Annotated in this window: 20 protein-coding genes and 1 pseudogene; 7 read left to right on the top strand and 14 right to left on the bottom strand. The window is 66.1% G+C overall.

Annotation, left to right across the window (positions count from 1 at the left end; all coding sequences use genetic code 11):
- Positions 1-37 precede the first annotated feature (37 nt).
- Positions 38-655, top strand: coding sequence for a GNAT family N-acetyltransferase (locus tag LSF15_RS14680; protein ID WP_232499296.1), 618 nt, complete (start codon positions 38-40; stop codon positions 653-655).
- Positions 656-696: 41 nt separating this feature from the next.
- On the opposite strand, the pseudogene LSF15_RS14675 reads toward LSF15_RS14680, so the two are convergent.
- A pseudogene (locus LSF15_RS14675) lies at positions 697-921 on the bottom strand (IS30 family transposase); the annotation flags it as partial.
- On the opposite strand from LSF15_RS14675, the gene LSF15_RS14670 reads away from it, so the two are divergent.
- Complete coding sequence (locus tag LSF15_RS14670) at positions 869-1,363, top strand: DUF7010 family protein (protein ID WP_372460023.1); 495 nt, start codon at positions 869-871, stop codon at positions 1,361-1,363. The pseudogene LSF15_RS14675 and the gene LSF15_RS14670 sit on opposite strands and share 53 nt — an antisense overlap.
- Positions 1,364-1,482: 119 nt before the next feature.
- Here the strand turns inward: LSF15_RS14670 and LSF15_RS14665 are convergent, their stop codons facing one another.
- From LSF15_RS14665 to LSF15_RS14655, 3 genes are all read right to left on the bottom strand, one after another.
- On the bottom strand, positions 1,483-2,019 hold the full coding sequence (locus LSF15_RS14665; RefSeq protein WP_232499294.1) for a helix-turn-helix domain-containing protein: 537 nt from the start codon (positions 2,017-2,019) through the stop codon (positions 1,483-1,485).
- A 184-nt stretch (positions 2,020-2,203) separates the two neighbouring features.
- Positions 2,204-2,941 (bottom strand): DUF4328 domain-containing protein, encoded by a 738-nt coding sequence (locus tag LSF15_RS14660; RefSeq protein WP_232499293.1) that lies wholly within the window; start codon positions 2,939-2,941, stop codon positions 2,204-2,206.
- 293 nt (positions 2,942-3,234) lie between these two features.
- Complete coding sequence (locus LSF15_RS14655; protein WP_232499292.1) at positions 3,235-3,573, bottom strand: hypothetical protein; 339 nt, start codon at positions 3,571-3,573, stop codon at positions 3,235-3,237.
- 77 nt (positions 3,574-3,650) lie between these two features.
- Here LSF15_RS14655 and LSF15_RS14650 point away from each other — a divergent pair, with 77 nt between their 5' ends.
- From LSF15_RS14650 to LSF15_RS18860, 3 genes are all read left to right on the top strand, one after another.
- The gene (locus LSF15_RS14650) at positions 3,651-4,220 is read left to right on the top strand and encodes a DinB family protein (RefSeq protein WP_232499291.1); all 570 of its coding nucleotides are present in this window, start codon (positions 3,651-3,653) and stop codon (positions 4,218-4,220) included.
- 509 nt (positions 4,221-4,729) lie between these two features.
- Positions 4,730-5,632 (top strand): DUF732 domain-containing protein, encoded by a 903-nt coding sequence (locus LSF15_RS14645; RefSeq protein ID WP_232499290.1) that lies wholly within the window; start codon positions 4,730-4,732, stop codon positions 5,630-5,632.
- A 167-nt stretch (positions 5,633-5,799) separates the two neighbouring features.
- Positions 5,800-5,934, top strand: coding sequence for a hypothetical protein (locus LSF15_RS18860; protein ID WP_269756478.1), 135 nt, complete (start codon positions 5,800-5,802; stop codon positions 5,932-5,934).
- Between the two features lie 167 nt (positions 5,935-6,101).
- Here the strand turns inward: LSF15_RS18860 and LSF15_RS14640 are convergent, their stop codons facing one another.
- Complete coding sequence (locus tag LSF15_RS14640; RefSeq protein WP_232499289.1) at positions 6,102-6,797, bottom strand: DUF3800 domain-containing protein; 696 nt, start codon at positions 6,795-6,797, stop codon at positions 6,102-6,104.
- Positions 6,798-6,896: 99 nt separating this feature from the next.
- Between LSF15_RS14640 and LSF15_RS14635 the strand changes: the two genes are divergently transcribed.
- Positions 6,897-7,184, top strand: a complete 288-nt coding sequence (locus LSF15_RS14635) for a hypothetical protein (RefSeq protein WP_232499288.1) — start codon at positions 6,897-6,899, stop codon at positions 7,182-7,184.
- Positions 7,185-7,219: 35 nt separating this feature from the next.
- Entirely contained in the window at positions 7,220-7,576 is a 357-nt protein-coding gene (locus LSF15_RS14630; RefSeq protein ID WP_232499287.1) for a hypothetical protein, read from the top strand.
- Between the two features lie 202 nt (positions 7,577-7,778).
- Here LSF15_RS14630 and LSF15_RS14625 read toward each other — a convergent pair whose 3' ends face one another.
- The 9 genes from LSF15_RS14625 to LSF15_RS14585 all read right to left on the bottom strand — a co-directional run bounded on the left by LSF15_RS14625 (position 7,779) and on the right by LSF15_RS14585 (position 13,861).
- Complete coding sequence (locus tag LSF15_RS14625; RefSeq protein ID WP_232499286.1) at positions 7,779-8,519, bottom strand: hypothetical protein; 741 nt, start codon at positions 8,517-8,519, stop codon at positions 7,779-7,781.
- Positions 8,520-8,746: 227 nt separating this feature from the next.
- On the bottom strand, positions 8,747-9,094 hold the full coding sequence (locus tag LSF15_RS14620; RefSeq protein WP_232499285.1) for a hypothetical protein: 348 nt from the start codon (positions 9,092-9,094) through the stop codon (positions 8,747-8,749).
- A complete protein-coding gene (locus tag LSF15_RS14615; RefSeq protein WP_232499284.1) occupies positions 9,091-9,393 on the bottom strand; it encodes a hypothetical protein in 303 nt (100 codons plus the stop codon). The genes LSF15_RS14620 and LSF15_RS14615 overlap by 4 nt, the downstream gene beginning before the upstream one ends.
- 246 nt (positions 9,394-9,639) lie before the next feature.
- The gene (locus LSF15_RS14610; protein ID WP_232499283.1) at positions 9,640-10,401 is read right to left on the bottom strand and encodes a hypothetical protein; all 762 of its coding nucleotides are present in this window, start codon (positions 10,399-10,401) and stop codon (positions 9,640-9,642) included.
- A gap of 21 nt (positions 10,402-10,422) precedes the next feature.
- Entirely contained in the window at positions 10,423-11,172 is a 750-nt protein-coding gene (locus LSF15_RS14605) for a hypothetical protein (RefSeq protein WP_232499282.1), read from the bottom strand.
- Positions 11,173-11,192: 20 nt separating this feature from the next.
- Positions 11,193-11,534, bottom strand: coding sequence for a hypothetical protein (locus LSF15_RS14600; RefSeq protein WP_232499281.1), 342 nt, complete (start codon positions 11,532-11,534; stop codon positions 11,193-11,195).
- A 9-nt stretch (positions 11,535-11,543) separates the two neighbouring features.
- The gene (locus LSF15_RS14595) at positions 11,544-11,921 is read right to left on the bottom strand and encodes a hypothetical protein (protein WP_232499280.1); all 378 of its coding nucleotides are present in this window, start codon (positions 11,919-11,921) and stop codon (positions 11,544-11,546) included.
- Entirely contained in the window at positions 11,918-12,976 is a 1,059-nt protein-coding gene (locus LSF15_RS14590; protein ID WP_232499279.1) for a hypothetical protein, read from the bottom strand. Before LSF15_RS14590 ends, LSF15_RS14595 begins: the two co-directional genes overlap by 4 nt.
- Positions 12,977-13,045: 69 nt before the next feature.
- Positions 13,046-13,861, bottom strand: a complete 816-nt coding sequence (locus LSF15_RS14585) for an LvrA C-terminal domain-related protein (RefSeq protein WP_232499278.1) — start codon at positions 13,859-13,861, stop codon at positions 13,046-13,048.
- Positions 13,862-13,916 lie beyond the last annotated feature (55 nt).

Below are 13,916 nucleotides of genomic sequence, written 5' to 3'. Positions count from 1 at the left end.
TTCGCCGCACGCATGCGCGAGGTGTGACACTGAATCCGTGACCGCAGTTCTTCCCCGCCCGACCATGCTCGCCGGCTCCGTCGTGACATTGACGCCGATGACTCCTCCCGACATTCCGGAGCTGTACCGTGCCATCGGACGGAGAGAGGTCTTCGAGAACGGCTACGGCGGGGGCGTCGCCGCGCTGCCAACCGACCTTCATGCTTTCGAGCGCTTCGTGGACTCCTATTACCTCGATGACGAGACGTCCCTTGCCTGGACCGTCCGCGCTTCGGCCGGGAGTGGAGCGGGCAAGATCGTCGGCGCAACCTGGCTGGGTGACTTCGACCTACACAACGAAAGTGCACACATAGGTGCCACCGCATATAGCCCCGATGTCTGGGGCACGACCGTGAACCCTGAAACCAAGCTGCTCATCCTCGGACTCGCGTTCGGCCACGGCTTCGGCCGTGTGAAGATTCAGGCCGACGCCGTGAACGCCCGCTCCCGCAGCGCGATCGAACGACTGGGGGCCCAATTCGAGGGCGTCCTACGCCGGGACCAGAGGCGCGCAGATGGCAGCTGGCGAGATACCGCGGTCTATTCAGTGCTCGCCACCGAGTGGCCGGCCACCCGGACCGATCTCGAGAACCGCATCGCTGCACACAGCGACTAACCACATCTCCTGCCCGCTGAGGGATCGGCGGATTCAAGCGGTCATCGCAACAGGACGTCCCCGATGACTTCATTCGGGGTTTGGAACTCTAGTCGTTTGCGGGGGCGGTCGTTCAGCTCCGCGGCGACGGCGTCGAGGTGCTCCTTGCTGAACCCGGCGAGCTCGGTGCCCTTCGGAAAGTACTGACGCAGCAGGCCATTGGTGTTTTCGTTGATGCCTCGCTGCCAGGGCGAGTGCGGGTCGCAGAAGAAGATCTCGATGCCGGTAGCGATCGCCACCTTCTTTATCGGCGGAATGTTCATCTTTCCGCTGGCCACGCTGGTGTTGAAGCTCATGGGCGGCTCGGCAGCACTACCCAAGGGGCATCCGTCTGCGGCCCTCGCGATGCAGTCCGCGTTCACCGTGCCGCTTGGGCTGCTGGTCGCGATCGCCCTCGGCACCTATGTGCCGCTGCTGTTCTTCCCGGCGTCCTTGATCATCGTCGGCGCGCACTGTCTGGTGTTCATCTCGCTCTACGGCATGAAACTGTTCGCGGTGCTGGCGGGAGCACTCATCACGGTAGGTGTCGTCACCCTGTTCTGGCTACCCAGCCTGGGCAATATCAGCGGCTGGCTGGGCGCTGCCGTGTTCCTCGTCTTCTCAGCCGTCTTGTTCCGCGCCCAGGGCGAAACGAGGCGCATCTCCGCGTCCCGCACGGCCGCTGGGTGAGTTCGCACCGCTCAGGGGATCGGCTGGTGCGACGCGCTCGTGGGCAGCATCAGGCAGCGACGACGACGGAAACACCCAATCGAGACAGACCGATGATCCGCCGCCCTCGCTCGCGCCGCTCACGGCAGTGCTTTGGAGACGGTTCCTGATTCCTCGGGCTCCGAGACACGCCACGGCGTCCGTTGCGCCCGGAGCTGCCGCTTGCTCCGCGAGAGCGGGTACTTCTCCTCGAGCCGCGGTTCGAGGTAGATCCTGCGGATCGCCACCAGAATCAGATAGCCGCCCGTCCAGTACGCGAGGAACAATACGAACCCGTACTGTCCGAGCGTGAAGCTGACCAGGCTCAGCACGACGCCGATCCCGATGTACAGCCACCTCCACGCACCGGTGAGCCGGTCGCGCGCAGCCTGCTGTTGCTCCGTTCTGGCTTGCAGAGATTCGACGCGGCTACTGAGCTCGGCGTCATCGATTGTGGTGAAGAGGTCGCGAACTGAAACACGCAGGGCCTCAGCCACGAGGGACAAGGTCTCCAGGCTGGCGTCCTGTCCCGCTTCCAGCCGCTGGATGGTTCTGAGTCCAACGCCACTCTCGGTCGCGAGTCGTTCCTGGGTCCAGCCGTACTCCTGACGGAGATCGACGATTCGTGTCGTGTTCATGGATCTCATGCTCGCTCCGCGCTTCCCGTCAGCACCACGTCAAGACGCCGTCAGTGAGCCGCCATTGAGCCGCCACCGTCCCGCCACCGAATTCTCATCGTCTCATCGCGACGTCGGATGACGCGCATGCCGATCTATCGCTGAAGGATCGGCTTGCGCACATCCTCTGAACGATGGGTGGTCGTCAGACCACCAGCGAATGTACGGGGCCAGAGGAGCGCTGCAGAATGCCCTGCGTGATCCCGCGGATGATCAGCCATGCTAACGGCGCGGCTGCCAGGAGGAGAATCTCGCCTGCGATGCTCATCCACATCGCGGTACGGAGCTGTTCGAGATCCTCGGCGGCCGTGTAGATCCGGCTCGATTGCTGGATGACGAAGTTGCTGACGACATAAAGCAACCACCAGATGATCAGCCACGAGGGCCGAGTACGCCCGCCCGCTCGCCAGAGGTCCGAGATGTTCTGGTACGGGAACCAGAACATGATAATGGGCACGAACCAGGATCCGGCGTGCCAACCGGGTGAGCGCCGTGTTCGGCCAGTGACCTGCTTGGCAGCCCGGTATTGCCAGATGACCCAGAGCACGCTGGTGGCGATAAGGGAGACAGCCGACAGGATCGTGACCACCAACGTGCTCTGGTCATACACGTCGAAAACGTCGATGGCCAAGTTGTGATCGTTGAGGTAGCCCGTGACCGCACTGATCCCGAACGTCTCGATTCCGATGGTGGTGACGGACAGGACGCCGCAGACAATCAGGAGCACTTGGGTCGCCATCGCGAGCTTCGCGATGGCGTTGGCAGTCGCGGGTTGCTGGCTGGGCTCGTGATGCGGCTGCGTCCATCGTGCGCCGTCCGTTGCCGACGATCCGTCTGGCGCTGGGTGCCAGCCGGCAGAAGGCGGTGTGGGGGTGTTGGTCATCGGCTGGATTCCTCAGGGGGATTGTCTTCGACACGTCGTGCGATCCGGACAGCTCTACTCGCTGGATCGCGTGCAACTCTAGCGATCCGTTCGAGGCGTCAGCACCACTGGCGACACCTTGCCGAAATGCGGACCATCTACCCGGGACGGAGTCGCCGATGAGTGGGAACGAGAACAGCCCCCTGTCGCAGGCTCTCCCTAGTCATGCCGGTGCCCGCATGCGGATCGGGCTGGAGGACGCCAGACAGCGATGTCTTTTAGCCGCAGTGCGTCGAGCTCGATCGCGTGTCGCTTCAGCCGATGCGTTGCAGCAGAGTGTCGGCCGCGTTGGAAAGCGATCCGGCGGAGACCAAGATGACGATCGCGGCACTCAACACGAGCGTTGATGTCGCCGCCTTGGTTCGGCTCGCGACGCTCAGAATGACCAACGTGAGCATCGTCGCGATCGCGATAGTGTTGCCGGCCACCTGTGCAAAAGCCATGCGGATGAACGCGGCATCATCGGGTGCGGTATAGCTATTGAACGCGAACGCGAGGAGCACGGGGACGACGATCACGCCGCCTACGGCGATCCATGTGTAGTGACGCCAGGGCGTGACCACTCCCAGGCCGTGGCCGGAATCGGCTTGCACTGTGCTCATCGCCGCATGCTATCGCCCGGCTGAACCCGGAGGCCACTGAAGATCCGGTGAGGGATAAGGTCTGAACCATGAGCATCGAACCGTTCTACGGCGACTGGCGCCTGTACAACGACCTCATCGTGGAAGGCCTGCGCGGAATGTCGCCCGAGGAACTCGCGTTGCGGGCCGTACCCGACGACGCCGCGCGCGCCGACGCGAGCGCAAGCTGGCCGATCTGGGCGATCGCCGGGCACGCCGCTGCGACGCGGGTCTACTGGCTCTGCTCCTTCCTCGGGCTGCCGGGCCGGGAGTCGACCCCGTTCGCCGGCATGGAGGATGACGGCTGGGAGGATCACCTCGACCAGCCCCGCTCCGCCGAGGAGCTGGTGGCTGGGTGGACGACGACATGGGCCATCGTTGCGCACGCACTTCGGAGCTGGACGCCGGAGACGCTCGACGAACCGATGAGCCCCGATGGCGAGCAGGCCGCGGCGCACCTGACGAGGCGGTCATTGATCCATCGGCTCATGTTCCATGAGGCATTTCACGCCGGCGAGATCGCGGTCATCCAGGCCATCCACGGACGACCGCAGATCGACCTCTGGCCGCCCGGCTATCACACGGTCGAGGCAGCCAAGGCTCGCGCCGCCGAGCGGTAGAGACGGGAGATTCGCAACGGGCAAGGTCCTGTTGGAGATCACGATGTCGCTCGACGGTTGTATCACCGGTCCCAACGTGACCGTCGAGGAACCGATGGGACACGAGGGCGACCGCATGCATGACTGGATGTTCGCGGGGAGATCGGGGCCCGAGGTCGAGCGCTTCCAGACAAGCTGTTCAGCACGATCGGCGCGGTGATCGTCGGCCGGCGGATGGCCGACCTGGTATTCCCCACTGGGGCGACAACCCGACGTATCACTCGCCGGTCTTCGTCGTGACGCACCGGCCCGCGGAGACGATCGTCAAGGAAGGCGGCACGTCGTACACCTTCGTGACCGATGGGTCGAGGCCGCCGTCGCCCGGGGGCTCTCGACGCTCCGCATCGACTGCGGCGCAGACGAGGGTGTGTACGTCGAGCCGAACATCTGGGTGCAGCACCGCTGGGTCTGCTCGGACAGGGCGTTCCGTTAGCCGATCCCTTCCGGGCAGCTACCTGCGACAAGTAGTGATGAAGATTCACCGCCAGGGAGCGATCAAATTCACAGGTCGCGCGTTCGACATCGGAGGTTCGTCCGAAACGACGAAAGCGGCCCGCATTCGCGAACCGCTTTCACACTGTCTCAACCAGTGTGCGCCCGGAGGGATTCGAACCCCCAACCTTCTGATCCGTAGAGAACTGCTCGCCATGACTGCTCATACCCGCACGTCCCGTGTGGCGCAGGATCTCGCGGGCGTGGGCTCGGGTCAACAGGCCACGATCCCCGCTGCCCCCTGCTCATCCTCTGCAGTTTGCACACACGATCGCACACACAGTGCTCCGGATCGAACCCGCCGAGAGTTCGGCATGGTGGTGGCCGCTAGGCTCCGAGGCATGGCCAAGAAGTGGATCGCTGTTGCAGCCGTTGCCGGTGTGCTCGTCCTCGGCGGTGGGGTCGCCGTCGCCGCGACGGGAGCCCTCACCCCGGGCGAGCCAGAGGTACAGGCGGGCGAGCCCGCAGCGACCGCCGTGCCCGCCGAGCCCACACCGACGCCCGACCCGACCGAGCCGGCAGTCGACGTCGAGGCCCTCACCGCGCCGGGTGGCGTCTGCTACGCGCAGTCCGGCGATGACTTCCCCTGCCTCGTCGTCGCGCCCGATCTCGCCGTCATCAACATGACCGGGCCAGGGCGAGCAGTGGAACCGTTGATATCGATGCCGGAAGCTGACCGGATCGCGCTCGCGCACCAGGCGTGCAACGTGCTGGCGTCGGGCGGCTCGCACGAGAGTGTGACGCTGGTCGAATCCGCGGATGCGCAGCACCCGACCGCGAACAACTTCGTCGTCTTCTCGGCGGGCGCTTCCGCCTACTGCCCCGAGTATGCCGATCAGTGGGTTCAGGATGAGCTGGCAGAGGCCGCGGCGGCGGGCTGAGGCGGGATCTCAGGCCCTAAGTCGCGGGCTCCGTCGTGCACGGCATCGAGGTCGTCCTGTGCGATACGGGTCGCGACTCGCAGGGCGTGCGCTGCGAACGCCGCGATGCACTGCTCACGGCTTGGCATGGGCGCCACCCTACAGATGCCTGGTCGTAGCCTTCCAGCATGGATGACGACCTGATCGCGACGGAGCCGGACTGCCCGGTCTGCGGCACGCGAACGATCTGGAGGGCCGGCCGGTACATCTGCCGCACGTGCGTCGTCTCCGTCATCGAACGGGCACCCGAGGGCGCATCGTAAACATGCGTCTCATCGGGAAGAACACTGCTCCCGGTGGCAACCATGGATCGCGCCGTTTGTCAAGAAAATCCAGCGATCGCTCAACGTTGCGTGTTACCGTGGTCGTACGACGAGCCGGATACCGGAGCGTTGTCCGCCTAATACCCCGCCTCGCGGGGTATTAGTGCTTAAGGGTCCCAACGGCGCGCTTTGCGCGCGCGAGGTCGAATGACCGCCCAGAGATCCTCTACAGCTCGCGCGGTTCGCGCGGATGATTCGGTGTGTGCGTCACGCCGGCGATAGAGGTACGCGACAGCGTCCGCGAACTGGAGGCCGGGCGACTGGCGCGAATCAGCGAACATGAACTGCTCAATACGCGAGAGCGTTGTTGATCGGTAGCCGGGTGTGCCGATCAACTGGTACTCGCCGAACTTCTTGCTGTGCGCCTCCTGATCGGTAACCTCGTCGCAGATCACGATCACCTGGTCGCCGCGCATGGCTGCGGCCTGCTGGAGATCCTCTAGAACGTGACGCAGAGTGACGAGGTGCGGTGGGTCAGGGTACCGGTACCGCGCATTGAGTCTCGGGACGTCGACGCCCTCAATGTAGATCGAGACGGGCAGACCTGAAAGCTCCCGAAGGAGATCCCGATAGATTGCGATCGCTGCCCGAGGTTTCCCCTGTACAGGCTCCCAACCATCACGCCCCGACATGATGCTGTGCGCATGAAACTCGGTCCCGAGTTCCACCCCATAGCCCGCGGCATACTCCGCTGAACGCGCCACGGCCGCCGAGAGCGCCCTGAGATCGTCCGCGTCGACTAACACCGCCGCAACGTAGTAGCGGTCCTTCGTGTAGGACTCATCGATGAAGGCGAACAGCATTCCTCCATCCTCTCCCGAGAATTGGGCGATTCTCACCCGAGTCTGGCTACTACAATCGGCACTGCGCGGGCCGGCGCGCTCCCCACGAGAGGAGCACCGTTGCCCGAGTTTCGACCGCGCTGGCATCCGTTCCTCGGAACCGACGAGCGTACGCCCGGCGTGTGGACGCTCGCCGACACGAACGGCCGGGCGTACGGCGTCGTGCGGATCGTCCGCGTCGGTGCCGAAGTTGGATACGTGGCAGAGTTCGCCGGGTCGATCGTCGGCCGGTACCGGACGCTGCGGGCCGCGCTCGAGGCGACGCATCAGGCGTTCATACAGTCGCACGCTCCAGGGTTCAAGGGCTACCCGAAGTTCGACTATCCGGCGCCACGAGCCGAGGATTAGGTGGTATCCCGGGAACAATGGAGGCAGGAGGCTCAATGCCCAAGCCGCTCCCGCTCCCCCGCAGCACCCGCGAAGCTGTCGCCGCCGATATCCGCGCCGGCAAGGGTCGCAACGCCATCGCACGCGAGCACGGCATCTCGCCCGGCTCGGTCACGAACATCGCACGCGACTACGGCCTCTGGTTCGACCGCTCCACCCAGACCGCGATCGCCACCCACGCCCGCCAGGTCGACCTCTGGGCTGCCCGCGTCACCAAGGAAGACAAGCTCCTCAACCAATACCTCGCGCTCACCACGACCATGACGCGCAGCGGCAGACCCACCAAGGCGGAGAAACGCCTCTCCTACGCCCTCTACAACGTCAACCGGCACCACAACGGCACATTCCGCTGACGAAGGGTGTCACCCAGGCGGACACCCTTCCCCGGACCGCGACAACTGACCGGGATGCCCTAAGCGCTGTTGAGGCCATCCCCGGCTGCCGCAGTCGACCGGTCACGCCCATGCGCGCGCGCGAGGCGCGTGTGCACGCGTGCGTCAGGCCCGAGGATGCAGAACATAACCCGCGTCCAGCACTTCACGGGGCCCTTCCCCTTCACTGGCTGCCGGTGACCGCCGCGATCGTGCCGACAGCGACCCCAAGACTCGCAAGAGCCTCTGCGTCATACACGATGCCCCGAACGACGCCGGCAGTCGACGCGACCCAGTTCATGATCCTGTCGAACCGGTCCGTCTTCCCCTCCGAGGCCCGGAGATCCAGCGCGACCCCAGTGAGAGCGCCGATCAGCTCGTTCAGCAGCTTCCGGATGTCGATTTCACCCAGGAGCGGGTGCTCCTCGAGCGCGCCACGCGCTGACGCCACCAGACGATAGAGATACTCCTTCTCCGATCGGTCCCAGTCGTCGAGCTCGCTCTCGATCAGCTGCAGCGCCTCGGCAAGGCAGGCGAGCAGGGTGGCGCGCTGTGTGGGGCTTGAGCCGACCGCTCGTCCTGTCTTCGATAAGAGAAGGCCCAGCGACTTGAGCGCGAGCAATGAGGGCATCTCGACGGCAGTGCCTCCCTGCGAGTGTCCCGACTGCCATCCGTTGTGGAAGCAGAAGATTCCTTCCGACCAGGTGGCAATGTACGCGGAGTAGGCAGAGACGTCATCGCCAGCGGCCTGCATCGCATCGATCTCAGCTATCACGGCCCTAAGCAGAGTCACAGCCTGCGCTTGCCGAGTCCAGAACGCAACGTTGTCCTCACCCTCAACCGCGCGTGCGTTGTATGCACTCTGACCTCGCGGGACCTCCCACGATTCAAGGATTTGCGCGAGCTCAGTCGCCGGATTCGACATAGGCCGAGACTACCCAACTCGTGACCGCTGTCGAACGTTCGACTCTCGTGCGCGAGGCGCGTACGCGCGTGCGTCATGCCGAGATGACCACCCTGAGCACCCTCAGGGGTCTGCGCCATGTGATCTGCTGTCAGATCCCCTGCCCGCGCGCCCAGTGAATCGTTGGCCACTTCGCCGCGTGTGTGCAACGCGTGTGCACCGCGACGGCCGTTACCCCACAGGTCGGATCAGTCTTCCGACCATGAGCGGTAGAAGCGCCGCACGTCGCGCCGCACGAGCGACCCGCTGCGGGGCTTGAATCCGTACTTGTAGCGGAGGTTCGTCTGCGCGAGCTTTCGGGCCTGCAGACGCCGCGAGAGAGCGGCCATGCGCTGTTCGACGAACTCGGCGTAGGGAAGGTCACGGCGCAGTAGTTCGCGCATCTCGGTCTCCCACGCGACGTTCTCGGCCTCGTCCGTCTGGAGGCACTCCGTCTGGAACGCCCACGTTGCGAGCAGACGCCACGCCTCCTCGTCGCTCTGAACGGGCCAGCGGCCACGCTCCATGTGGTCGAGGAGGCTGGCAAGCTCGTTCATCCGTCGAGCTCCTCGCGCTTCGCCTCGATCTCCGCGCGAGCCGACCGCTCGAGGAGCTTCGGTACAGTGTTGTCGCGCTTCGCCTTCGCGAGCAATCGCTTCGACCGTCGACCGAACTCCATGAGCAGCTGGCGCTCCTGGTACTGACGCTCTGCGATGCTCAGAGACGCATCCGTATCGAGTCGTTCCTTCTCGGCCTTGTGCCAGGCGAAGAGCTCGCGTGAGGCGGTGTCCTCGGCGTCTCGTCTCGCCTTGCGTGCCTGCCGCTTGAGGGTGGTGTAGCCGGGGATGCTGGTCAAGATGGTTCCCTTTGTCGGTTCGGTGGGGCCGGCGTGCTGTGCAAGGTCACGCCGGCCCCAGTTTCGGTGTCGGGCTAGGCGGTGTCGTCTGGGCGGACGTCGCGGCGCCTCCGCCCGGGTGAATCGAGGATCAGGGGCGACGCGAGCCCGCGGGCCACGAGCTCCGCGGCCATCTGCTCGTACGACTCCGCCTGTGTCGCTGGTGCCGGCGGCCGCGGCTTCTTCCTCTTCTTGCCCATGGTCGCCTCAGGCGGGGACGGACGCGGCGAGCTCGTGTGCTCCCATGCCGCCGTGGGTGGCAGCGGAGAGCGTGCGGTCGAGCTGCTCCGACGTCGCGGGCGGCTCCGTGGGCAGTGTGCCGAGCGGGTGGATGTTTCGCTTGACGCTGATCATCACGGCCGTGGCGTCGGTCGGCTTCGTGACCCCCTCGATCCCGCTCGCGATCGCCGACACCGCGCCGAGGTACTTCTGCGCATCAGCCGCGTCCACGAACCGCTGCCGCGCGGGCTCGTCGGTGTGGATCTCCGCGAGACGGCGGTCGCTGGCGCGCTGCAGGTTCGCCATGATGATCTCCGCATCGCGGGCGGACTCCTGCAGGCGGATGGTCTGCGGGGCGAACCGCTCGAGCGCGAGGAGCCCGTCGGCGTCGGTGACTGCCGCGATCTCGGCCCAGTTCTTGCCCTGGGCTCGCAGCGGCTCGATCGTCATCTGCCACGCCTGGGCGGTGCGGGTGAGCTGGGCGACGTCGTTGGGGTCGAGCTTCGGCCGGTAGGCGTCGAGCTGCCGGTCGGCGAACGCCGCACCGTCCTGTGCGGTCTTGAGGATCGCGGCGGCCTTGCGGCGCGCGTCCGTGAGCGACGCGGCTACGCGCTCTTCGCGGCGCCGCTGGCGGGCCTCGCTCGTGAGGTCCGGGTCGGTGAACGCGTCGTGCGCGAGAAGGCGCGTCTGCAGGTTCTGCGCGAGGCGCGCGATCTGGGTCGTGGCCTTCTTGGCTTCGAGTACTCCCATGGTGTGTGTCTCCTATTCGGGTTAGGCCGCGGCCTCAGCCGGGGCGGGTTCGGTGCTGGGCTGGGCGATCTGGGATGCGAGGGCAGCGCCGAGCAGGTCAGCGGTGCCGTACTCGACGAGGTTCGACGCGGCGGTCAGCCACGGCTCGACGGTGGCGACGTGCCCATCCGCGGCGCTGTCAACCCGCAGGAGCTCCGCGAGCGTCGGGTCGGTCGTGACGTCCGCGAGACGGGCGCTCACCGCTCTGCGCACGCTGGCCGCGGGATCTCCGCCCTGCACGCCGTCAGGAGTGAGGCCGGCCGCGACAGCGCCCGTCAGGCCCTGCGGGCGGACACTCTGCGCCTGCACCCACGACGGGCCGAACTCGGCGATCGCGAGGGCGGTGTCAGCGTCGGCGGTGCGGATCTGGGAGAGCAGGTCGCCGCCGGCGTCGAGGATCTTCTCGACCTGCCGCCACTTCTGCTCGGCACGGATCAGGCCGGCCGCGTCGTTCGGCAGCTGCGTGTTCTCGCGTGCAGCCTGGGCGAGGTACTGCCGGGCGTGCGACACCTCCGCCGTCAGCTTCTGCAGGTCCGTCTGCGCGGCGGCGCGGAACGTGGCTTCGAGCTCGGCGCGCTTCGCGGCGACGCCCTGGTCGGAAAGGTCGGGGTCGGTGAACGTGCGGGCCCGGGCGATCGCGTCCGACAGCGATCGGGCGAGCGTCGCCGCCCGCTCGCGTGCGTTGCGGATGGTCTCGGCGAACGAGCGCACGCTGGTGATGTAGATCGTCATGGTGTCTGTCCTCTCGGGGGTCAGGCGGTGGTGGTGCCGTTGATGACGTCGCGGAGGTCGACGACGGTGTGCCCGTCGGCGGCGGTGACCTTGAATCGCTGGTCGGGGTCGGTTGCGTCGGTGAGCGAGCCGAGGAACTGGACGCTGTACGCGTCGAGCCGGGCGACCTTGTCGAGGTGGTCCTGCGGGATCTCGTCGACGACCTCGACGCTGTAGCCCCGGCGCGATGCCCACTCGGCGATGCTGTCGTTCGTGGTGTAGCCCACGCCGAGCACGATGCGAACGCCGCGGTCGTGGTGGTTGGTGTCGCCGATGGTCGCGATCGCCTCCGGGTCTGGCGCGGTGATCTTGTTGATGGTCATGTTGTTCTCCTACTCGTTGATGGTGGCGACGAGCGCGATCGCGTCGTCGTGGGTCTGGACGGCGTGGATCTCGTCGACGAGCGCGAGGATCGTGTCTCGCGCGGCGGCCTCTGCGGTCGTGAGCGTCTGGCCGGGCTGCTGGAGCTCCTGCACGGCCTTGGCTGCCTGCGACGCCTGGTTGTGGTACTCCGAGACGAATCGGTCCGTGTGCGTCTGCCGTTCGACCGACTGGCCTTCGGGGCGCTCCGCGCGGAACTCGCTCGCGGTGTCGAACGTCGGGTTCCACTCGCGCGTGCGAGCGGCGAGCCCGAGATGTGATTCGAGGTCGCGTGCGAGGTCCTCGGTCTTGGCGAGGATCTCGGTTGCCTTGGTCTTGTAATCGGTCATGGTGCTTCTCCTTCGGTGGGATCTGCGACAGTGCGTCGCCGTAGGGGTTGAGAGTCGATGGTGCCGGTCAGATCGTTGGCGTCGATGTCGGACTCGAGGTCGAAGTCGCCGCCGTACCGTTCGGCCTTCACGAGCCATGAGAACGTGCCGCCAGGCTGACCCTTCGCGGTGAAAGCGCCGTCCTTGATCCGCGACGCCGCCACCCAGAAGAGCTCGTCAACGGGCGAGACCAGGACGATGCGACCCTTGGGCTTCGCGAGCGCCTCGAAGTACTCCGGCAGCTCGACTCTCGCGTTGCCGTCGTCGTCGAGTTCCGCTTCACCCCAGTACTCGATGCCGGACACGGGCGACTCTGTCGAACCGTGGCGCAGGAGCTTGCCGGGCTTCGTCGGGGGCTCCATCACGAAGCTCTTATTGCCGAACGCCTGAAGGCCGCCCTCGATCGTGGTCTGCGTCCCCGTGACGATGACGGAGTGCCCGAGGCTGTGCTGCATCCCGACCGAGCCGGGGAAGGCGAACGCGCGAGGCCCGGAGCCGCCGGAGGCGACTAGGCGCGCGCCCCCTCCGTCGGCGTCGAGCTGTGCGCCCGTCCCGAACGACAGCGTCCCGTTCTGCAGCGTGATCGGTGACGGGCCGCCCGTGATCGTGATCTTCCCGCCACCCTGCACCCGAAGATCGTTCAGGAGGGTGACGAGCGCCTGCAGCGTCGTCGCCCCGGTCACGTCCAGGGTGCCCGAGATCGCTGTCGCACCTGTGACGTCGAGGTTCCCCCCGATCGTCGTGTCGCCCGAGAACGACGCGTCACCCGTCCACACGATGTCGCCCGTGCCTCGGAGGGTGCCGGCGATGCGGATCTCGCCGCTGACGTCGATCCACCCGATGACGCTGATGCCACCGTTCTCGACGGTGATGATGCCGCCGTCGTAGATGCGGATGCCGCCTCGACCGATCGATGAGGACGCGAGCGGGGTCGCGTTGCCGAGCGCGCGCACTGCACGCCACAGCCGGTCGATCTCCTGCCTGAACGCGAGCTCCGGCTTCAGATGGTCAACCATGAGGGGCTCCTCCAGCCGTGATGTTGCTGTCCGTGTGCATGGGGTGTCCTTTCCTAGGTACGTCGTCGCTCATGCGACCCTCCGGCCCTCGTCGTAGAAGCCGCAGCGAATGCAGCACCCGTGGTCGAACTCGTGCACGTGATCGTCGAGACGCGGCGCCACCGGCAGCGAGGCGAAGTCCCCAGCCTCTTGCCGCCTCAGCTCCTCCGTGAGCGCGTACGCACGTTCCGCGGCGGTCTCACGCCCCGCGCGAGCGCCAGTGCCAGCCGCCGGCTGATTGGGCAGCTGCTCCTCGTCGAGGAAGCGCTCATCGTTGAGCCACCCCGCGGCGAGCTTGATCTTCGTCCTGTCGCCGCCCGCGTTCATCAGGGCGTACGCGCGGACACCGGCCGTGATCGTCTCGAGGCTGTGCTTCCGTCGCGCCTTCGCGAACGCCTTGGCCGCAGGGGCCTTCGCCTGCTTGCGGGGGTAGACGGGCCAGAACTCCACTTCGAACTCGGATGAATGATCAGGCTTCACCGCTGCCGGTGCATCGTCGAGATGCACGAAGAGTTCTTTCTGTTCTTCGGAGTCGTGTTCTGGAGAGATGTTCTTCTTAGTGTCGGATTCACCGACATCGGCTGCACCGTTGTCGGTGAACCCACCGGTGTCGGATTCACCGCTGTCGGTAAATCCACCGGTGTCGGGTTTTCCGACAGCGGTGAAGGGGTCGCATAGCTCGTACTCGATCTCGTTGAACCGGCCGCGCTCTCCGCGCCCCTGCGACAGCCGCAGGTACCCGACGTCGACGAGCTCGGAGACCGCGCCGCGCAACGCGTCACGACCCTCAGGGCCGGCTTTCTGCAGCGACGCGATCGAGACTCGCCAGCCAACCTTGTGCGTCATCAGCTCGGCAAGGAGACCGCGCGCCCGGCGGGAGAGTCGTTCGTCGCGCAGCCAT

It is taken from the genome of Agromyces humatus (assembly GCF_021228295.1).
Taxonomy (GTDB): domain Bacteria; phylum Actinomycetota; class Actinomycetes; order Actinomycetales; family Microbacteriaceae; genus Agromyces; species Agromyces humatus.
The sequence above is the reverse complement of the archived record's forward strand: the minus strand, read 5'-3'. Positions and strand labels throughout refer to the sequence as shown.